19 protein-coding genes are annotated in these 20530 nt (G+C 69.0%); 1 reads left to right on the forward strand and 18 read right to left on the reverse strand.

What is annotated here, in order from left to right:
* Window positions 1–38: 38 nt before the first annotated feature.
* Genes cobM through F466_RS0105890 form a run of 3 tightly spaced genes read right to left on the reverse strand, consistent with a single transcriptional unit; the run spans window position 39 to window position 2496 of the window.
* Window positions 39–803: a precorrin-4 C(11)-methyltransferase gene (cobM, locus tag F466_RS0105880; protein ID WP_018174787.1), complete on the reverse strand. Its 765-nt coding sequence runs from the start codon at window positions 801–803 to the stop codon at window positions 39–41.
* Window positions 803–1231, reverse strand: a complete 429-nt coding sequence (locus tag F466_RS0105885) for a cobalamin biosynthesis protein (RefSeq protein ID WP_018174786.1) — start codon at window positions 1229–1231, stop codon at window positions 803–805. Before F466_RS0105885 ends, cobM begins: the two co-directional genes overlap by 1 nt.
* 29 nt (window positions 1232–1260) lie before the next feature.
* Window positions 1261–2496, reverse strand: coding sequence for a bifunctional cobalt-precorrin-7 (C(5))-methyltransferase/cobalt-precorrin-6B (C(15))-methyltransferase (locus F466_RS0105890; protein ID WP_018993646.1), 1236 nt, complete (start codon window positions 2494–2496; stop codon window positions 1261–1263).
* A gap of 4 nt (window positions 2497–2500) precedes the next feature.
* Between F466_RS0105890 and F466_RS0105895 the strand changes: the two genes are divergently transcribed.
* Complete coding sequence (locus F466_RS0105895; RefSeq protein ID WP_018993647.1) at window positions 2501–3301, forward strand: cobalt-precorrin-6A reductase; 801 nt, start codon at window positions 2501–2503, stop codon at window positions 3299–3301.
* 13 nt (window positions 3302–3314) lie between these two features.
* Here the strand turns inward: F466_RS0105895 and cobJ are convergent, their stop codons facing one another.
* From cobJ to F466_RS0105970, 15 genes are all read right to left on the reverse strand, one after another.
* A complete protein-coding gene (gene cobJ / locus F466_RS0105900) occupies window positions 3315–4100 on the reverse strand; it encodes a precorrin-3B C(17)-methyltransferase (RefSeq protein ID WP_018174783.1) in 786 nt (261 codons plus the stop codon).
* Window positions 4097–4852 carry a precorrin-2 C(20)-methyltransferase gene (locus F466_RS0105905; RefSeq protein WP_038038619.1) on the reverse strand — a complete coding sequence of 252 codons (756 nt, stop codon included), beginning with the start codon at window positions 4850–4852 and terminating at the stop codon, window positions 4097–4099. Before F466_RS0105905 ends, cobJ begins: the two co-directional genes overlap by 4 nt.
* Entirely contained in the window at window positions 4849–5502 is a 654-nt protein-coding gene (locus F466_RS0105910) for a precorrin-8X methylmutase (protein ID WP_018648985.1), read from the reverse strand. Before F466_RS0105910 ends, F466_RS0105905 begins: the two co-directional genes overlap by 4 nt.
* The gene (gene cobG / locus F466_RS0105915; RefSeq protein ID WP_018993648.1) at window positions 5499–6893 is read right to left on the reverse strand and encodes a precorrin-3B synthase; all 1395 of its coding nucleotides are present in this window, start codon (window positions 6891–6893) and stop codon (window positions 5499–5501) included. The genes F466_RS0105910 and cobG overlap by 4 nt, the downstream gene beginning before the upstream one ends.
* 19 nt (window positions 6894–6912) lie before the next feature.
* Entirely contained in the window at window positions 6913–7686 is a 774-nt protein-coding gene (locus tag F466_RS0105920) for an ABC transporter permease (RefSeq protein ID WP_018993136.1), read from the reverse strand.
* The gene (locus tag F466_RS0105925; RefSeq protein WP_018993649.1) at window positions 7683–8627 is read right to left on the reverse strand and encodes an ABC transporter ATP-binding protein; all 945 of its coding nucleotides are present in this window, start codon (window positions 8625–8627) and stop codon (window positions 7683–7685) included. Before F466_RS0105925 ends, F466_RS0105920 begins: the two co-directional genes overlap by 4 nt.
* On the reverse strand, window positions 8624–9733 hold the full coding sequence (locus tag F466_RS0105930; protein ID WP_026296420.1) for a cobalt-precorrin-5B (C(1))-methyltransferase: 1110 nt from the start codon (window positions 9731–9733) through the stop codon (window positions 8624–8626). The genes F466_RS0105925 and F466_RS0105930 overlap by 4 nt, the downstream gene beginning before the upstream one ends.
* A 22-nt stretch (window positions 9734–9755) precedes the next feature.
* A complete protein-coding gene (cobA, locus tag F466_RS0105935; protein ID WP_020146252.1) occupies window positions 9756–10610 on the reverse strand; it encodes a uroporphyrinogen-III C-methyltransferase in 855 nt (284 codons plus the stop codon).
* Window positions 10607–11899 carry a cobyrinate a,c-diamide synthase gene (locus F466_RS0105940; protein WP_018993652.1) on the reverse strand — a complete coding sequence of 431 codons (1293 nt, stop codon included), beginning with the start codon at window positions 11897–11899 and terminating at the stop codon, window positions 10607–10609. Before F466_RS0105940 ends, cobA begins: the two co-directional genes overlap by 4 nt.
* Window positions 11896–12510, reverse strand: coding sequence for a cob(I)yrinic acid a,c-diamide adenosyltransferase (gene cobO / locus F466_RS0105945; protein WP_018993653.1), 615 nt, complete (start codon window positions 12508–12510; stop codon window positions 11896–11898). The genes F466_RS0105940 and cobO overlap by 4 nt, the downstream gene beginning before the upstream one ends.
* 58 nt (window positions 12511–12568) lie before the next feature.
* A complete protein-coding gene (locus F466_RS0105950; protein ID WP_018138715.1) occupies window positions 12569–12859 on the reverse strand; it encodes a DUF2149 domain-containing protein in 291 nt (96 codons plus the stop codon).
* On the reverse strand, window positions 12856–13299 hold the full coding sequence (locus tag F466_RS0105955) for a MotA/TolQ/ExbB proton channel family protein (RefSeq protein WP_018174775.1): 444 nt from the start codon (window positions 13297–13299) through the stop codon (window positions 12856–12858). Before F466_RS0105955 ends, F466_RS0105950 begins: the two co-directional genes overlap by 4 nt.
* A gap of 135 nt (window positions 13300–13434) precedes the next feature.
* Complete coding sequence (locus F466_RS0105960; protein ID WP_018993654.1) at window positions 13435–17937, reverse strand: cobaltochelatase subunit CobN; 4503 nt, start codon at window positions 17935–17937, stop codon at window positions 13435–13437.
* A 124-nt stretch (window positions 17938–18061) separates the two neighbouring features.
* A complete protein-coding gene (locus tag F466_RS0105965) occupies window positions 18062–18616 on the reverse strand; it encodes a cob(I)yrinic acid a,c-diamide adenosyltransferase (protein ID WP_018174773.1) in 555 nt (184 codons plus the stop codon).
* A 3-nt stretch (window positions 18617–18619) separates the two neighbouring features.
* Window positions 18620–20437 carry a TonB-dependent receptor domain-containing protein gene (locus F466_RS0105970; RefSeq protein WP_018174772.1) on the reverse strand — a complete coding sequence of 606 codons (1818 nt, stop codon included), beginning with the start codon at window positions 20435–20437 and terminating at the stop codon, window positions 18620–18622.
* Between the last annotated feature and the right edge of the window lie 93 nt (window positions 20438–20530).

A 20530-nucleotide genomic window follows, 5' to 3' on the forward strand; every position in this document is an offset into this window, starting at 1 on the left:
CGTTATCCCTGCCTGCGGAAGATCAGGGGCGCCACCGCTTAGTCCCCGTCCATGCCGCGGTAACGGCGCACGTGCGACGGGTCGTACAGCGCACTGTCGCGAAAATCCCCCGGGTCCAGCGCCGGCCCCACCAGGATCAGCGCCGAGCGCCGCGTGGTCAGGGCCTGCGCCCGCTCCGCGATATTCCCCAGCGAACCGCGCACCACGGTCTCGTCCGGCCAGCTGGCGCGAAACACGATCGCCACCGGGCAGTCGCAGCCATAGTGCGGCCGCAGGTCTTCGACCACGGTCTCGATATTGTGCAGCGACAGGTGGATCGCCAGGGTCGCCCCGGTGGCGGCAAAGCTCGCCAGCCGTTCGCGCTCCGGCATGGAGGACGCCCGCCCCGGCGTGCGCGTCAGCACCAACGACTGCGCCACCTCCGGCACCGTCAGTTCCCGCCCCAGGGTCGCCGCGGCGGCAGAGAACGCCGGCACTCCAGGCGTGATGCTGTAGTCGATCCCGGCCGCCTCCAGCCGGCGGATCTGCTCGCCCAGCGCGCTGTAGACCGAAAGATCGCCGGAGTGCAGGCGCGCCACGTCCTGGCCCGCCGCGTGGGCGCGTTCGATCTCCTCCATGATCGCGTCCAGCGTCAGTGGCGCGGTGTTGACCACGCGCGCCCCCTCCGGGGCATGTTCCAGCACCACCTCCGGCACCAGCGAACCGGCATACAGGCATACCGGGCAGGCCGCGATACGATCGCGCCCGCGCAAAGTCAGCAGATCGGCCGCACCGGGCCCCGCTCCGACAAAATGAACCGTCATCAAAACTCCTCGAAATTCCCGTCTGTCCCGTTCACCGTCCGCACGGCCACCGCGCAGCTCGCCCGTGCCGAGAGCCGCCGCGGCAGCAGCAGGCGCGCCCCGTCGCCGGCCACCGCCAGCGCCGCCGCCTCCGCCACCGAACCGACCCCGGCGGCGGCACGCGAGCGCGAGGAGTCCGTGGACAGGGCAGCGTCGTGCTCGGCCAGCGCGGCCGCCGACGCGAACACCGGCTCCAGCTCCAGGTCGCGCGCGGCCGTCCACAGCACCGGGCTGTCGCCCTTGTGCGCCGGGGCCGCCAGCTGCCGGATCTCGATCGCCTCGCCGCCCCCCGCCCGCAACCCGGCGTGCGCCTCGGCCAGCACCTCGCGGACCAGTGCCTCCAGCTCGCCGGCCGTGCAGGCCGAGGCGAAGCCGACGCCAGGGGTCACCCGGACATGCGCCCCGCTCGGCGTTTCCCTCAGCTCCGGCGCAGCGACCACAGGGTCACCGGCCGCAGCGGCTGCCAGCCGGCCATGCCGCCCAGCGGCTCCGAGCGACTGACGTTGATCCGCGTGAGCTCGCCGCCGTGGCGCTCGTGCGCCGCCGCCAGCACCGCATCACCCTCCACCGTCACGCTGCTGGCGACCAGCCGCCCCCCCGGGCGCAAACGCTCCACGCAGTGTTCCACCAGCCCGGGCGTCGTCAGCCCACCACCGATGAAGATCGCGTCGGGTGGCGGCAGGTCTCCCAGTGCCTCCGGCGCCCGCCCGTGGATGGGACGGAGCGCCGGCACCCCCAGCGTGCTCGCGTTGCGCGCGATGCGTTCCAGGCGCTCCGCGCGCGGCTCGATGGCCACGGCGGTGTTGGCCGGATCCGTCAGCATCCACTCGATGCCGATGGCTCCGGAGCCGGCGCCCACGTCCCACAGCCGCTCGCCGCGTCCGGGCGCCAGCAGGGCCAGCGCCACCGCCCGCACCTCGCGCTTGGTGATCTGGCCGTCCTGCTCGAACTGCGCCTCCGGCCGGCCGGCACTGGCCGCCAGCACCTGCGCCGCCGGATCGGCCCGGCACTCCAGCGCCACCGTGTTCAGCGCCTCGATCGCGACCTCCGGCCAGGCCCCGGCGCGCGCGCGGACCGCCGCCTCGCGGTCCGCACCCAGGGACTGCAATACGGTCAGGGTGGAATCGCCGAAGCCGAGCCCGGTCAGCCAGTGCGCCAGTTCCGCCGGGGTATCCCCGTCGCGGCTCAGGATCAGCAGTCGCGCGCCGTCATGCAGCCAGGGCCGCAGCGCCTCCATCGGCCGGCCGTGCACCGACAGGCAGCGGGTCTGCTGCAGCGGCCAGCCCATGCGCGCGGCGGCCAGGCTGAACGCCGAGGGCGCCGGCCAGACGCAGGTCTGCGCGACCGGAAAACGCCGCATCAGGGTCGCGCCCACCCCGAACCAGAAGGGGTCACCGCTGGCGAGCACGCACAGCGGCTGCCCGGCGCGCGCCTCGATCCAGTCCAGCGCGGTCTCCAGCGGCGACGGCCACACCAGGCGCTCCTGCCCCGGCCGCTCCGGCAGCATCTCCAGATGCCTGGCGCCGCCGATCACCGTCGCCGCCGTGTCCAGCACCATGCGGGCATCCGGGGCCAGCCCGGCGAGTCCCCCCGCGCCCACGCCGACGATATTCAGCCATGGCGCTCGCTCCTCGTTGGTGGCTAGACTGGTCATCCTCATGAGCTCCCGTTCATCCACCGATACCGGCCCCCGGGCGGCGCGCCCGCGGCAGATCCTGCTGCTGGGCGGCACCACCGAGGCCGCGGCGCTGGAGCCGCTGCTGGACGGGCACCCTCGGCTGTACGCCACCGTGTCGCTGGCCGGACGCACGCGCAGGCCCGCACCCTCGCGACTGCCGCGGCGCACGGGCGGGTTCGGCGGTGCCGAGGGCCTTGCCGCCTGGCTGCACGAACACGCGGTCGACGCCCTGGTGGACGCGACCCACCCCTTCGCACGGCAGATCTCGGCCAACGCCGTCACGGCCGCACGCAACACCGGCATCCCGCTGGCCCGCCTGACCCGACCGTCGTGGGAGGCCGGACCGGAGGACCGCTGGATCCGCGTGCCCGACCTCGCGGCCGCCGCCCGCGCCCTTCCGGAACTCGGCCGACGCGTGCTGCTGACCACCGGCCGCCAGCACCTGGAGGCCTTCGAGGCCGCGCCCGAACTGGACTACGTGATCCGCACCATCGACCCGCCCGAACCGCCGCCGGCGCTGCCGCGGGTCACCTGGATCCACGCCCGGGGTCCGTTCACGGCCGAAGACGAGGCGCGCCTTTTGCGGGAAAACACGATTGACGTGCTGGTGACCAAGGACAGCGGCGGCGATGCCACAGCCGCCAAGCTGCAGGCGGCCCGCGAACGGGGTATGCCGGTTGTGATGGTGGAGCGCCCGCCGGACGCCCCCGGGGTACCGCGATTCCACGCCCCGCAGGCGGTACTCGGCTGGCTGGAGGATCTCCCGGACGCGCACGGCTAACGCGGCTCCCGCCTCATTCCGCGGACTCGACATAACGCGGGGTGTACACGTGGCGCCGGCCGGAGGGGCGCTCCAGCACCCGGGTGGAGGCGGCGCCCACGATCACCAGCGTGCTCATGTTCGCCATCGTCGGGTCCACCTCGCCGAGAGTGGAGATCTGCACGTCTTCGCGTTCGCCGCGTCCCACCGCGGTGGCCAGCATGACCAGAGTGTCCGGACCCTGGGCCTCGCGCACGATGCCCAGGGCCTCCCCAAGCTGCCATGGTCGCGCGCGCGAGATCGGGTTATAGAACGCCATGGCGAAGTCGGCCTCGGCCGCCAGCCGCACCCGGCGCTGGATCAGCGACCAGGGCTTGAGGTTGTCCGACAGCGAAATCACGCAGAAATCGTTGCCCAGCGGCGCACCCAGCCGCGCGGCGGCGGCCTGCATCGCCGAGACCCCGGGAGTCACGTCCACCTCGACTCCCGCCCAGCGTTGTGCCTGCGCCCCTTCCAGCGCCTCGAAGATCGCCGCCGCCATGGCGAATACACCCGGGTCGCCCCCCGAGACCACGACCACGTCCCGCCCCTCGGCGGCCATGTCCAGGGCGTGCATCGCACGCGCCAGTTCCTCGCGGTTATCCGAGGCGTGAACACGGTGATGAGGGCCCGCAATCCGTTCCAGGTACGGCCCGTACCCCACCAGATCGGTGGCCGCTTCGAGACGGGCAGCGACCTCCGGTGTGATCCATTCCGGCCCCGCCGGACCCACCCCGACCACACTCAACCGACCGACCACCGGACCGCCATCCCCGCTCATCGCCGAACCCCGCGCCCGGGAATCACGATCATCGAGAAATAGGGCACCCGTTCCGGGATCTCGGACAGCGGCAGGACCCGCTCCTCGGCAGTGCTCGCGCGTTCCACGTACCAGGCGCGCTCACTCAGCCCCAGCTCCTGCAGGACACCGACCACCGCATCGCGATGGGTCCCCACTTTCATGATGACCGCTGCATCCGTCCCCTGCAGGGCCTGGCGCAGATCGTCGATCGGCATCGTGCCCGGGATCACCGTCAGCAGGTCATCGCGCATGGTCAACGGAGTTGGCAGTTGGGCGGCAGAGGCCATCATCGAAGTCACTCCGGGCACAATACTCGTGCGAAAGCGCTCCTTGAGCCGCAGGTATACGTGCATGAAGGAGCCGTAGAAGAACGGGTCGCCCTCGTTCAGCACCACGACCGAGCGCCCGGCTTCCAGTTCGGCCGCCAGCTGCTCGGCACAGGCGTCGAAGAACTGTTCGATGCGGCGGCGGTATTCCTCGGAGCCGTGCGGAATCTCGTTGGTCACCGGGTACTCCAGCGGCATCTCGCACTGGCCGGTACCCAGGTGGGCGTCCACGATCGCACGGGCCTGACCGCGCCCGCCACGGCGGCAGAAATAGGCCACTACCGGACTCTGTGCGATCAGACGCGCGGCCTTCAACGTCAGCAGCTCGGGATCGCCAGGCCCGGTGCCGACTCCATACAGGCAGCCCGCCTCCGGGGATGCATTCACAGGGGAAGAAGTCGTCATATCCGGTCACTCGCAAAGGCATTGATGGCCGCCGCGGCCATGGCGCTGCCACCGCGGCGTCCGAAGATGGTCAGGTACTCGAGGTCCAGCGGGCTGGCGGCCAGCGCCTCCTTGCTCTCCACCGCACCGACAAAGCCCACCGGGATACCGAGTACCGCGGCCGGACGTGGCGCGCCCTGGTGCAGCATCTCCAGCAGGTGAAACAGGGCCGTGGGTGCATTCCCGATGGCCACGACCGCACCCTCCAGATGCGGTCGCCACCATTCCAGGGCAGCCGCCGATCGCGTGGTACCCAGGCGTTCGGCGGCCGCCGCCACACCCTCCTCCCGCAGGCTGCAGATCACCGGGTTGTCCGCCGGTAGCCGGGTCCGAGTGATCCCGTGCGCCACCATGTTGCTGTCGCACAGGATCGGCGCGCCGGCGGCCAGCGCATCAGTGGCCGCCCGGGCCACGCCGGCCGAAAACCCGACGTCCCGTGGCAGGTCGGTCATGCCGCAGGCGTGGATCATGCGCACCACCGCGGGCACCAGCTCCTGCGGAAAGCGGTCCAGTTCCGCCTCGGATCGGATAATCGCAAACGACTCCCGATAGATGGCCGCCCCGTCGCGGATATAGTCGGGTATGGCCCCGGCCGTATCGCTCTGCGTCATGCTGGATCTCCGTTGTTCATCATCGCGTTCATACGTCTCGTCAGCGCTGTTCCCTCCAACCGTTGCAGGGCCTCGAGCCCCGACTCATGCCCGCCACCCTCTTCGCGGGCGATGGCATCGAGGGCTGCCAGGGCCGGCTCGACCTGCCCCGGCGCCAGCCTCGTCAGCACGGTCTCCCATCGCGCGGGGGCGCGTTGCAGCGAGAGCTCATAGCGGCCTTCCCACGCCGTGAGCAGGACCTGCGCATTCGCGGGACGCCCACAGTGCTTGTCGCAGCCACTCACATGTACTTGCCCGCCCCCCGCAAGCAACCCGCAGGCAGCGACCCCGGCCCTCTCGGCATCCGCCCGCGTGGCGGTACTGCCCGCGGAGCAACCCATCTGCCCGATACAGGCACTCACCGCCAGGCGCGGGTCGTCCGGATCGGTCACGCCACCCCACTCGGCGACACGGTCCGGCTCCACAGGAGGTACCCCGGTCAGAAGCAGGCTGCGCCACGGTGTCAGGCGCAGGCGTCCGTCGTGCGCCCGAATATGCTCGGCCAGCCCCTGCAGCGCCTCGGCGCGCAGGGCACCGAACGGAAACGCGATCCCGAAGGCGCGCCCGTTCAGGCACGTCCCCATCCCGGCATCCGCGTATTCGGGGATCCGCGCCGCGACCCAGTCCCCGCCCGGGAGCACCCGCTCCAGCCCGGGCGGCGTCAACGCCTCCGGGCCCCATCGGGCTACGGCACCCGCGAGCCGTCCCGGCGGATCCACATCGCCCTCGCGCAACGCAACGAAGCGTTCGAACACCGCGAGGGCAACGTCCACCACATTCTCCGCGCGTGTCCAGCCCAGCACCGTGGCCGTGCGACTGGACGCCCCCAAGGCCACTCGGAACCACACCCCTCCGAGCGCCGTACAGGCCTCCAGTCGCAAATCCGCCGGCACCCCATCCAGCGGCAAACCGCCACCCGCCTCCACCACCACCCCCACCTTCGGGGGCAATGCCCTCAGGCGCGGGTGCTCCCCCAGTGCTCGCACGAGATCCCGCGCGACCGGCTGCACATCCATGGCCGCCTCCGGGTCGATATCCGTCAGCGGGGCCGCCAGGACATTACGCACCGCCTCCGCCGCAGGGTCGCGATCTGCCAACCCCGCACCCTCCAGCTCGGCGCGCGCCAGCTCCAGGCCCGCCGCGTCCAAACCACGCAGCTGCAGATTGCCGCGGCTGGTCAGCTCCAGGACACCGGACCCAAAACGCCGCGCCACCTCCGCAATGGTCTCCGCCTGCCTCGCATCCAGCCCCCCGATCGGGTGACGCACCCGCATCAACAGACCGTCCCCTGTGGCCATCGGCGCGGCCACCCCCGGACAGGCCCGGCGCACCCGCGAATGATCGGCACTCATCGCTGCACCCCGCCTCCACTCATGTCCGGATCCGCACGCCGCGGGCGACCAGGGCCCAGGCCAGCACGCCAACGACGAGGGTTGCCCCTGCGAGGACCCAGAAGGTCGCGGCCCAGGCAAAGGAGCCGGTCCCCAGCAGGCCGTAGCGAAAGCCCTCGATCATGTAATAAAGCGGGTTGAGTACGGCCAGGGACTGCCAGGGCTCGGGCATCCGTTCTACCGGGTAGAACAGGCCGCCCAGGTAGATCAGCGGGGTCAGCACGAACGTGGCCACCACGGAGGTATGGTCGAAGCTGCGCGCATACAGGCCGTTCAGGAGCCCGGCCAGGGCGAACAGCAAGGCGCTGATCAGCGCGATCCCCAGCGTGGCCGCCAGGTGGTGCAACTGGAGATTGGTAAACGGAATCGCGACCAGCGCGACCAGCGCCCCGGCCAGCAGGCCTCGGATGACACCACCGGTGGCGAAGCCGGCCACAATCAGCCAGGCGGGCAGCGGCGCGACCAGCAGCTCCTCGATATGTCGCTGCAGCCGCGCCCCGTAGAACGCCAGTGTCACATTGCTGTAGGCATTGGTGGCCACCGCCAGGATGATCAGGCCGGGCAGGATAAAATCAGCGTAATCGACCCCTCGCATGGTGCCGAGCTCGCGCCCGATCAGGTGACCGAAGATCACCAGGAACAGGACCGTCGTCACCACCGATGGCAGGAGGTTCTGCACCCAGGCGCGCAGGAAACGCCGCACCTGTTTGACCACCATCCCGCGATAGGCAAATCCGTACGCCGCGAGCCTCATGTCTCCCTCCCCGGCGGGGCGGCAGCGCGTTCCGCGATGCGCTGCAGGAACAGCGACTCGAGCCGGTTGCGCTTGTTGCGGACTCCCGCGACACGCACCCCGCTTGCGCCCAGGCGGTCGAACAGGTCATTCACCTCCATGCCCTGCGGCAGGTCGACCTCCAGGGTCCAGCGATCACTCAAACGAATCGCCAACCCGTCCAGCGCCGGGGCCGCGTCCAGCGGCATGCTCAGTTCCAGCACCAGGGTCTGCACGTTCAGCCCGTGCAGCAGTTCGCCCGTATCACCGCGCGCGACGATCTCGCCTTGATCGAGGATCGCCAGGGTGTCGCACAGGGTCTCTGCCTCCTCCAGGTAATGGGTGGTCAGCAGGATCGTCACGCCGTCCGCGTTCAAGCCACGCAACAGCTCCCAGGTGGCATGGCGCCCCTCCAGGTCCACCCCCGCCGTCGGCTCGTCCAGGAGCAGGACGCGGGGGCGGTGCACCAGGGCCCGGGCAATCATCAGCCGCCGCTTCATGCCACCCGACAGGCCCCAGGCCGACTGTTCGCGCCGGTCCAGCAGCCCCGCCTGTTCCAGCACCTCGCCGGTTCGCTCGCGCGCCCGCCTTGGGGACAGCCCGTAGTAAGCCGCCTGGGCCTCGACGATCTCGCCCACCGGTTCGAAGCTGTTGAAGTTGACCTCCTGCGGTACCACGCCCATGCACGCCTTCGCCGCAACCGCCTGCGTGGCCACGTCGTACCCGCAGACGCGGATCGAGCCCCGATCCGCCCGCACCAGCGTGGTCAACAACCCCACCAGCGTGGTCTTGCCAGCCCCGTTCGGCCCCAGCAGGCCGAAAAAGCTGCCCGCCGGCACCTCCAGATCCACGTTCGCCAGCCCAACCCGGCCACCGGCGTAGCGCTTGGCCACCGACTGCAGGGCAATCGCGGCGGCCGTCATGGCGCGAGCCCCCCGGCACCATCGGCAAACCCGACGATGCGTCCGGCCCGATCCACCGCGCAGACCTCCAGCGCCGTGGTCTCCGGCAGCATCCCGCGCGCCCGCCGCCAGGCGCGCGCACTGATACGGTCGGCCAGCTCCACACCCTGCTCCAGGCAATCCGCAAGCGCCTGGGCGCTGGTATTGGCCGCGCGGATGCGCGCGACCAGTGCCTGGCTGCCTCCCAGATCCGCCGCCTCCTCCGCCAGCGCGTCGAGATCGATGCGTGACTTGCGGCTGTGGGCATCCAGGTGCCCGGCCGCGAATTTGCTGAGCTTGCCGAACCCCGCGGCCAGCACCACCGCGGGCAGGGGGTGACGCCTCAGATACTTCAGTGCCGCCCCGAACAGATCCCCCATCTCGATCAGCGCCATGTCGTCCAGACCGTACTGTTCACGCATCGCGGCCTCGCTGGTACCCCCGGTGCAGCAGGCCACGCGCGGACAACCGTTGGCGCGGGCCACGTCTATGGCCTGATGGATGGATGCGATATAGGCGGCGCAGGAGAATGGCCGGACGATGCCGGTCGTGCCCAGGATCGAGAGCCCCCCGAGGATCCCCAGGCGAGCGTTCATGGTCCGCCCGGCAATGCGCTCGCCACCGTCCACGCCAACCGTAACCCTGAAGCCCCCGCTGTACCCGGCGGCTGCAGCGAATGTCTCCAGATGCCCCTGGATCATGCGTCGTGGGACCGGATTAATGGCGGCCTCGCCCGGCTCCAGCACCAGGCCCGGGCGTGTAACCGTCCCGACCCCGGCACCCGCCACGAACTCGACACCGGGCGCACCGCACAGGTTTATCTCCACCCAAACTCGGGCCCCGTGGGTGGCATCCGGGTCGTCGCCGGCATCCTTGATGACCCCGGCAACCGCGCCACCCGGAGTGGGTTCGAGGTCGTTCAGTGTCAGGCTCACCACCTGCCCCTTCGGCAGGATGACTTCCACCATCTCGAGCCGCCGCCCCTCCAGCAGCCAGCGTGCGCCGGCAACGGCGGCGGCGGTCGCACACACACCGGTGGTCAGCCCCGTGCGCAGACGCCCGCTGGTCTCGGGAGTCTCCGGGCGCATGGCGCCCGCCGAGCTGTTCTGCTCAGCCGGTTTCATGCGCTCCCGGGACGGACTCGGCACCCTGCATGGCGATCGTCTCGCGCAGACGCACGACCTCGCCCACGATCAGCAGCGCCGGCGACTGGATATCCAGATCCGCCACCCGCGCGGGGAGATCGGCCAGAACGCCTTCGATGACACGCTGGCCCGGTCGCGTCCCCTGTTCAACCAGCGCGGCCGGCATCGCGCCATCCGCACCCGCCGCCATCATCTCGCCGCAGACCTCGGCCAGGGTATGCAGCCCCATGTAGACAACCAGGGTCTGCTGCGGATGGACCAGCGAGGCCCAGTCCAGATCGGTCTCGCCGGCACGCCGGTGGGCGGTCACGAACTGGCAGCGATAGGCGTGATCGCGATGGGTCAGCGGGATCCCGGCATAGGCTGCACAGCCACCGGCTGCGGTAATCCCCGGCACGATGCGCACGGGCACCCCGGCAGCGGCAATCGCGGCAGCCTCCTCGCCACCCCGCCCGTAGACAAACGGGTCGCCGCCCTTCAGGCGCACCACGTAGTGCCCCTCCCGGGCCAGTGCAACCATGCGATCGTTCAGATCCCCCTGATCGCAGCTGTGCCGTGAGCGGGCCTTGCCCACATACAGGCGTTGCGCCTCCGGGTTGGCCAGCTCGAGGATCGCCTCCGGGATCAGGCGGTCATGCAGCAGGACATCGGCGTGCTGCATCGCTGCGGCGGCGTCCAGTGTCAGCAGGCCCGGATCGCCCGGCCCTGCCCCGACCAGATCCACGCAACCGGGCTTTCGCTCGCCGCACAACGGGAGGCGGGCCCCGGCGCGCGCCCCGGGCTCGATCCGCGTCACATTGTCCCGCGGTCGATCACTCATGCTCGAAACAGCTGGGCCGTGGCCTCCGGGTTGGAGGGGAACCAGGCATGCAGATAGGTCGCAGTCAGGCGGCCGTCGCGATAGATCGCCTCGCCCTGCGACCCCGTCCCGCGCGCGCGCCAGCAATGGCCATAGGGCTCGAGCCCGACCTCGGAGTGAGTGTGATGGAAGGTGTGCCCGCGCAGCTCGCCCTCCGGCAGCGGGGCCGCCTGAAGACCCAGACCTTGCAGGCGGTCCGCCAGTTGGGCCTTGCCCGGCACCAGCCCGGCCATAGCCGCGGCATGGCCCTCGCGGTCGGCCAGTTCGTCCAGCAGGTAGAGAAAGCCCCCGCACTCCGCCAGGATGGGGCGGCCCGCCGCATGATGGGCCTCCAGGTCCGACTTCAGGGCAGCATTGGCGGACAGCTGATCCAGATACAACTCGGGGTAGCCACCCGGCAGCCAGACGGCATCGGCCTCTGGCAAACCGTCCCCCGCAAGCGGGGAAAAGAACCGCAGTTCGGCGCCCATCTTCTCCAGCAGGCGCAGGTTGGCCGGATACATGAAAGCAAAAGCCGCATCCCGCGCGATCGCAATGCGCACGCCGGACAGCGCCGCCTCGATCGGCGCAATTGTTTCCGGATGAAAGGTCACCGGCTCCGGGAGCCCGGTCACCCCAGCCTCTTCAATCGCGGCCGCTGCCGCCTCCAGCCGCGCATCCAGATCGGCGATCTCGCCTGCCTGCACCAGACCCAGGTGACGATCCGGGACACTTAGCGTCTCGTTACGCTGCACGGCACCAAAGAAACGGATCGCTTCCGGGGTGCAGTCCTCCAGCATCCGCGCATGGCCGGGACTGCCCACCCGGTTGGCAATCACGCCGGCAAACGACAGGCCCGGACGGTAGGTCGACAAGCCATGCACCAGCGCCCCGAAGGTCTGGCCCATGCCGCTGGCATCGACCATGGCCAGGATCGGCAAGCCGAAGGCCTGGGCCAGATCTGCACCGGACGGATCCCCGTCAAACAGCCCCATCGAGCCTTCCACCAGGATCAGGTCGGATCCCTGGGCCGCCTCGTACAGCATCGCTCGACAGGCTTCTTCCCCGACCATCCACAGATGCAGGGCGTCGACCGGATGGCCGGAGGCCTGTTCCAGGATCATCGGGTCGAGGAAATCCGGACCGGTCTTGAACACTCGTACCCGGCGTCCCTGGTTGCGGTGGTAGCGGGCGATGGCGGCGGTGATCGTGGTCTTGCCCTGGCCCGAGGCCGGGGCCGCCACGAATGCGGCGGGGCAGCTCACACTCACAGCTCGATCCCCTTCTGCGCCTTGATTCCGGCCTGGAAGGCGTGCTTGACCACACCGATCTCGCTGACGGTATCGGCCGCCTCGATCAGGGCCTTGGGCGCGGCGCGACCGGTGGTGATCACGTGTTGCATCGGCGGCCGATTGGCGAGATCCGCGAGCACCTCGTCCACATCCAGGTACTGATATTTCAGCGCGATGTGCAGCTCGTCGAGCAGCACCAGGTCGACGTTCGGGTCGCGCAGCATGTCGCGGGCATGCGCCCAGGCCTCGCGGGCCGCCGCCACGTCCTTCTCGCGGTCCTGGGTCTCCCAGGTGTAGCCCTCGCCCATCACGTGGTACTGCACGTTGTCCTGCCCCCGGAAAAAGGCTTCCTCGCCGGTGGCGAACTGACCCTTGATGAACTGCACGATGCCGACCTGCATGCCGTGCCCCAGGGCGCGCGCGACCATGCCGAAGCCGGAGGAGCTCTTGCCCTTGCCGTTTCCGGTCAGGATCAGGAACACGCCCTTTTCTTCCTGGGCCTCGGCAATCTTGCGATCCACAATCTCCTTCTTGCGCGCCATGCGCTGGGCGTGGCGTTCGGCGCGTGCGGCTTCGGTGTCGTCGCTCATGTTCTGGTGACTCCTTGATTTGTTTGTATAGGCACGTACGGACGGCCCCGAGATATAGCTATTCGCCGATCAGGATCATCCGGCCGGTCTCCGGATCGCGGTAGACCTGCCCCATGGATTCGAAGCCCGAGCCGGCCTCGCCGGCACCCTCGGGCGGGTCCGGGATCTCACGCCCGGGCTCGATCTCGGCGCCGCCGCTGGCCGGTTCCAGGCCGCTCCCCGAGGCGGCCATCACCACCATCAGGCCGACGGCGAACACCAGCATGATGTCGGCCAGGTTGGCCAGTGGCCCCATCGGCTCTTCGTCAGGGGCATCGAAGCGGCTGGCGCGGTAGTGCGGGACCCTCATGCCGCTGCCTCCAGGCGCTCCATCGCGGCGTCATACCAGCGCCGCCGGAGGCGTCCGAGCAGGAAACCGAGGATGCCAACCAGCAGCCCCAGCACCGTGGTGTTGAACGCCACCGTAACGGCCTGAGCGAGGATTTCCAGTTCGCCCCGGCCCATCGCGGCCAGCCCCGGCCCCAGCGGGATCAGCGTACCCATCAGCCCGAGCATCGGACCGATGCGTGCCAGCAGATCCGCGCGGTCAATGCGGCGCCGTGCGCGGTAGGCCAGGCGCTCGGCATCGCCGGTGGCCTCCAGCCGGCGCACCCCGCCGGAGCGTTCGCCCAGTGCGAGCCCAAGCTCCCAGACGGCGACCGCCACCAGCACCAGCAGGCCGACAATCACCGGCTCCAGCAGCCAGCGCACTACGGTGTCCATCAGTTCCATCGTGATCGAGAACGGCATTCGCGTTTACCTCACTAACCTTTGTTCGGCGCTTCCCACGTTCGTGCGTAGGAGGCCAGCCCCCTGGCCGATGGGGTTAACCGGCGGCGCATCGGCCAGGGGGCTGGCCTCCTACAGGAGATACCCAAGCGGTGGCTATCGGCGGCGGCCTGCGGCGATACCGCCGATCAGCAGCAGGAACAGCGCGGCGGCGACTAGCCAGGGAAGCCAGGGCATGCCGGCTGCCTCGTCGCCGGTCTCCTGGCCACTCTCGGCCTCGGCCGCTTCCGGCATCTCCTGCATCTCCCGGGCGTCCGGGTCCTCCAGCGGCTGGATCTCGGTGACACGACTGGGGTCGGCCTCCGCCTGTGCACGATCGATCTGCGCGGACGCGCGCACGGCCTCGAAGGCCTCGCGCAGTTCGGGGTCCTCCAGGCGTTCGGCCACCTCGTCCAGCATCGGGTGGTCGGGGCGCGTGTGCCCGCTGCCCGGCAGGCCATGTTCCGCCACCAGTTCGGCAAAGCGTTCGGACAGGGCGTCCAGTACCTCGGGCTCGGCCTCCCAGAACCCGCGACTGGCAGCCACCAGATGCACGGCCTGCAGGTGGGTCTTCACATGCACGTTGTGGCCGTCGGCGAGAAATTCGTCCACGCCCAGTCCGTGCCGGTCCTGCAGGTAGATGTCGTGCACCTCGTCCCAGACCCAGGAGCGCACGATCTCGGGGTTGGTGGCCTGCCAGCCCCAAAGGTTGTCGACGAAGTCGCGGGCCATGGTGCGGGCCCCGGCATAACCGTGATCCATCAGCGGCTCGATCCACTGCGGGTTCAGGTTCTGCCCCTGCAGCTCGCGCATCAGCGCGCGCCCCAGCGTCTCCACCTGCGGGTTGTCCGGGTCGGCATGCTGCAGCACGCGGTTGTCCGGCACCTCGCCGCGCAGGCTTTCCACGGCAGTGGACAGCCCACCCTGGAAATCGAAGCCGTCGTCGTTGTCCAGCAGCCCGTACAGGTGCGAGGCGCGGCCCAGATAGGTGCGCCCGACCCCGGCCACGCGCGACTCGAACGCATCATGTGCCGCATCGCCGGATGCCGTCGTGCCGTAGGCATGCCCCATGCGGCGCAGGTAGGCCGCGCCCAGTTCGGCGCGATCCTCCCAGGCGCCGGAACGGTCCGCCAGGCGGTTGACCCCGGCGCCGTACGCCCCCGGTGCGGTGCCGAACACGCGCAACGCGGCCTGCTCCCCGGCGGCGGCACCGTCCAGTCCGGCCGCACGCAAGGCCTCGGTGTCCTCCACCCACTGCGCGGCGACATCATTACGCGCCAACGACTCGCCGCCGGGATCGCGCAGATCCTCCGCCAGCGGAGCCAGGGCTGCTTCCAGTGCCTCTTCCAGTTCCGGGTGCTCCTCGAGGATGGTCTCCGAGGCGCCATCCAGCGCCAGCCGCGCGGCCCGGTCCAGCCACACGAGCTGGTCCTCGTAGAGGTCGCGGAACAGCCCGGAGGTGGTAAACAGGGCATCCCGACGACGGTCGCGCCCGGCCTCGTCGAGATCCATGCGCTCCAGGCCCTCGACGATCCCGCGACTGTTCCAGGCCGGCCGGATTCCAAGCATGTCCATGCCGAAGGCGATCATCACCCCCTCGTCACGCACGGTGTCGGAGGCCCAGAGGATGATGGCCTCGCTGCCATCCGCCTCCGGATCACCGTGCTCGCGGGCATCCGCGGCGAGTTCCTGACCGATGCCCCAGGCGATTCGTGTTGGCACCAGGTCCGCCGACAGGGCATGGAAGTTTGTCCCGGTGGGCAGTACATCCGGCGTGCGGATCGGATCGTTGCCCTGCCCCGGCGGTACGAACCGACCCTCCAGGGCGGCTAGCAGATGGGCGCGTTCGCTGGCGGGCGAACCCCGCAGCCTGGCGTCCCAGTCGTCACCGGCCTCGCCGTCACCGACCATCGACTCGAGCATGGTGTCGACGGCCTCGTCCGACCAGTCGCGACCGAACACATGCAGCCCCAGCGGCATCTGCTCCTCCTGCATGTCGGTCAGGTAGTGACCGATCTCGTGCACGAGCAGTTCTTCGTCCATCTCCGCCAGGGGCGTGTCACCGTGATCGTGGTCGTGCCCGTGGTCGTGCCCGTGGTCGTGCCCGTGGTCGTGGTCGTGGTCGTGCCAACGATCATCGTCTTGGCCATGGTCGTGGTCATGGCCGTCATCGTGCTCATGCCCGTCGGAGTGGTCATCGTGGTGCCCATCCCCGTCGTCGTGGCCGTGATGGTGATGGCCCCGCGCCAGTTCGCGTTCGATGGTCTCGGTCAGGCCCAGCTCGTCGATGCGCTCGCGCAGGGTCTGGGCGGCGCGCGAGCGGGTGGCCGCATCGGGCTGGGCGGCGGCCTCGTAGGTCTCTACCAGCTGGCGCAGTTCCAGCAGGCTGTCGTAGAGCTCGGTGGCCGCCAGTGGCGGGGTCAGGTGGCTGATCATCACGCCCATCGAGCGGCGCTTGGCTTGGATGCCTTCGCCGACGCCATCGACGATGTAGGGATAGATGATCGGCAGGTCGCCGCCGAGGATCTCGGGGTAGTCGTCTGGGGCCAGCCCCGCGCGGCGGCGCGGCAGAAACTCGCGGGTGGAATGACGGCCGACGTAGACCAGCGCATCCGCCTCGAAGTGCTCGCGAATCCAGTGATAGAAACCGGCGTACTGGTGAGTCGGCGGGAAGGTCGTGTTCGCATGCAGCAAACGCTCGCTGACCTCCCACCCGCGCGGCGGCTGCGGGCCGATGAACACGTTGCCGAACTCGATGCCCGGGAAGAGCATCTCGCCGTTGCGCGTCATGGCCTCGCCCGGTGGCTCGCCCCATCCGGTCAGACCCGGGATGCCGGTACGCACCAGGGCCTTGCGCAGCTGTTCGGTGGTTTCGTGTTCGTCTTCACCGGCCAGCGTGGCCTCCCAGGCGGCCTCGTATTGGGCGAGCAGGTCCAGCGCCCGTTCCTGGGCGTCGTGCGGGTAGCTCTCGAGCATATGCCGTAGATCGCCGACACCGCTGTCCAGCGCGGCCTCCGCCAGTTCGTGCTTGTCCGCGTCCCTGGCCGCCTCCAGACGCGCCTGCAGGTAGCCGATCGGTCCGTCGACCAGCTCCGCCTGCACCGCGGCAGGCAAGCCGTCGAAATACGCCTGGTACTGATCTCGATCCAGCGAGGCGACCCGGCCGGCGATCGCGTCCAGCGCGTCCGCCTGTTCCGGCAGATTCACCGCCCGGTCCTGGATCATGTCCAGCAGGGCCTCGGCATCCTCCGGCACCTCGTCCCCGAGGTCATACCCGGCGGCCTCCAGCCGTTGCAGGATCTCCAGCAGTGATTCCGGGACATCCAGCTTGTCGGCGCCAATGTTCTGGCGACCGGGCGGATGGTTGTAGTACACGACCGCGACCCGCTTGTCTGTGTTGTCCAGCTGGCGCAGCCGGTTCCAGCGCTGCATCCGGTCGGCCAGGGCCTCCACCCGCTCGCCCACCGGTTCGGGCAGCGCCAATCGCACGCCAGTGCGTTCGTCCTGCGTGGGCTCGCCCGCGGTCGCCAGCACCATCGGCTGACTGGCGCCCTGCAATTCCGGCATGGCCACGTGATAGTGGACCTTGTCCCAGGGGATGCCCTCGTGCGAGAGCCGCCACTCGGTCTCACTCACGTCCGCCAGACGAATCCCCTTGACCACAGGGACATCCAGCTCGGCGAAGGCCTCGGCCACCGCCTCGCGGTTGCCACCGCCGCCCACTACGAAGTCCTGCAGGCTGACGATCCCGCTCAGCTCGGCGGGTGCCGCCGATGCGGCGAGGTTCTCGACTGCCTCGCGGCTGGCCCCACCCCAGCGCGCGAGGACCGCGAAGCACTGGGTATCCCGGGCCTCCAGCGCCTCGCAGGTCGCATCCAGAAGCTCGCGGTCACCGGGACGGTCACCGGTATCCAGGTCCAGCACGGCCACGGCCGGCCTGGCATCCAGGCCAAGATCCCCCGGGTCGGCCACCGACTGGCCATCCCGGTAATAGCGGATGGTCTCGCGCGGATCCGGTTCCGGCACGTCAATCGAGTGCCCGCCCCGAGCGGCCAGCCAGCGCATCAGACCCTCCATGTTCTCCGGTGTGCGGCCCTGATAGAACGCACGTCCGGTTAGCCAGTCGGCCTGGTTTGAGAAGCGCTCCTGCTGCCGGGCCAGGTGCTCGCGCGGATCCTCGCCCGCTTCAGGGTTCTCGGTCAGTTCGGTCCGGGCCTCCTCGTCCAGCTCCTCCAGCACCGCCTGGCCGTCGATGCGGGACAGCGCGGTCAGGCGCCGTTCGCTGTTGATTGCAAGGATCGGCGCTGACTCGGCCGGTGCCTCTTCGCGCAGCAGACGTTCGAGACGACCGGCCTGGTCCCCGAACACCGCTGCCACGAGCACCGCGTCGGCATCGCGCCACAACGCCCGGATTGACGAGTCCGACTTGTCCGCCAGCTGCTCAGGCGTGCGCAGCACCACCTCGGCATCCGGCACGGCCTCCAGGAATCGATGCGCACCGGCGGCCACCTCGGGGGCCGAGCGCTCGGAGACGATGCCGACGATCTGGGGCCCTGCCCATACGGGCGTGCTCCACAGGCCGACGATCAGCAGGACCAGGCTGCGTTTCCAGAAGGACATGCGATAAACCCCGAAGAAAATTCGATGGGGCGACGCCACCGGTGCAATGGTGGCGTCGCCAATCCGTTATACGCAGGAAGGTGCCGCGGAAACGGCACCCGAAAACCAGCAACGGCAGATGCAATCAGCCGCGTTTGTTGGCCGGCTGCCAGAGGACTTCCGCGCCGTTCTCGTGACGTGCAAGCACACGGCAGAGCACGAACAGAAGATCCGACAGGCGGTTGATGTAGGCCAGTGAACTCGGCCGCAGCGCCTCATGGTGATTCACCGCCACCAGACGACGTTCCGCACGGCGGCATACCGTACGGGCGATATGGCAGTCGGCCGTGGCCGGGCCACCGCCCGGCAGGATGAACTCCTCGAGCGGCGGCAGATCGGCGTTGAAGCTTTCCAGCTCGACATCGAGCCGCTCGACAGAGGCATCCGGTAGCGCCTGATGCCCCGGCACCGCCAGCTCCGCCCCCAGGTCGAACAGCTCGTGCTGAACCAGGGCCAGCACGCGCCGAACCTCTTCCGGGAGATCGTGGACCAGGACCCGGCCCACGACACTGTTCAGCTCGTCCACGTCACCAAACGCCTCGACGCGGTGGCTGTCCTTATCCACCCGCGAGCCATCCCCCAGGCCAGTCCGGCCTTCGTCACCCGTGCGGGTCGCAATCTTTGACAGTCGATTACCCATGCATCACCTCTGCTGGTAGCGCAGCTTGACGAAAGCGGCCCGACCCGGCTGGTTGTACCCTCCGGCGGTCTCGTAGTCCTTGTCGAACACGTTATTGACCGTCGCCTGAATCTGCCATTCCGGCGCAATCTGATAGCTCGCACGCAGATTGAGCAGGCCGTAGCCGGCAAGTCGCTCCTGATTGTCGCGATCGTCATAGGCGCGACTCTTGGCGATAGCCGATCCCCCTACGGAGAAACGCTGGAACTGGCGATCGAGATCCACCCGCGCTGTCACGGGCGAGCGGCGGCGCAATTCGTTTCCGGTCTCCCGGTCTTCGGCGTCCAGGAAGGTCAGGGAGGCGCGAGAGACCCATTGGGCTCCCTCGTAACCGCCTTCCAGTTCGATGCCGCGAATCCGGGCTTCGTCCACGTTTTCTGCCCGAAATGCGACGGGATCGAAGGTGATCATCTGGTCGAGATCAGTCCGGAAGACGGCGGCATCGGCATAGTACGGACCACTGGAATAGCGCGCGCCGAGTTCAAACGTGCGGGAAGTCTCCGGATCAAGATCGGAGTTCCCGAAGCCCGGGAAGTAGAGATCATTGAACGTCGGTGCCTTGAATGCCGTTCCGTAGGAAGCTCGCAACCGAACCGTTTCCGAAGCCTGCAAACCCCATGCGACCTGGCCGGTCGTCTTGTCTCCGAACTGCTCGTTGTCGTCGTAGCGCAGGCTGCCTTCGAGATCGTGGCGCCCAAGATCCACCTGCACCACGGAGTAAGCTCCAACGTTGTAACGCGACCCTTCATCGTAATCGGTGTCGCTCTCGACGCGGTCCTCGTGCGCATCAATGCCAGTCACGAGGTACACGCGATCCCCTATATCGATATCATTGCGCCAGTCGATCGTGTCGCGACGGGTATCGAACTGGGAGAAAAATTCACCGTCGAGAAAATTCTCCGACTCGTCCCGGCTGTGGCCGACCGACAGTTCAGTCTCCCACTGCCGTGTAACCGGAATACGGAAGCCAGCCCGCAAAGCCGCGTGCACAAAGTCCGAGGAGTCCGGCGAGAACTGGGAATCAGTGTCAAATTCGGTTGAGCCTTCCGAATACAAGACATTCCCAAAGACCTCCGCACCGTTATCAAGACGATGGGTCACCTTGGTCGCAAGCGAGGTGTTGTCGTAGCCGTCACGGTCATCGTCTCCAACGTCATCCTGCACATTGATGCCGTCGGTCTCGAAATGGCTGAGCGAGAAGCTGTAGTTCGTGTTCTCGGTTCCGCCGGCGACGCCCACACCCGTTTCCCAGGTGTTGAAGCTGCCGCCCCCGACAAACGCGTTGACCCTGGGCGGCCCCTTCTGGCCCTCGCGGGTAAAGACCTGCACCACGCCGCCAATGGCGTCGGAGCCGTAGATGCTGGTACGCGGTCCGCGCACCACTTCGACGCGCTCGATCTCCTCCGGTGGCAGGAACTGCCAGCTTGCCCCGCCACTGGTGGCCGACCCCATGCGCACGCCGTCGATCAGGAGCAGGGTGTGGTCGGAACTCGTGCCACGCGTGTAGACCGAGGTGGTCTTGCCGAAGGCACTGTTCTGGGAGGTCTCGATCCCGGCGCGGCCCTCCAGCAGGTCGGTGAACTGCTGCGGTTGCAGGCGCTCGATCTCTTCGCGGTCGATGACGGTGACCGAGGACAGGGTCTCGTCGACGGTCTGCGCGACGCGCGCGGCCGTGACCTGGACCACGTCGAGGGTGTGCGCTTCGGAATCGGCGTCCGGCGTCTCGGCGAGGACCGGGGTGGTGGCCAGCAGGATGGCCGTGGAAAGTGCTGTGCGTTTCATGTCGTCCGTGTCTCCCGGCGAGCCGCCCGCACGCCGTAAATTCGTCGGGACCACGCAGGCAGGGGGAGAGAGACACGAGGGGGACCGGGCACA

The sequence above is a fragment of the Thioalkalivibrio sp. ALgr1 genome (genome assembly GCF_000378285.1).
Taxonomy (GTDB): domain Bacteria; phylum Pseudomonadota; class Gammaproteobacteria; order Ectothiorhodospirales; family Ectothiorhodospiraceae; genus Thioalkalivibrio.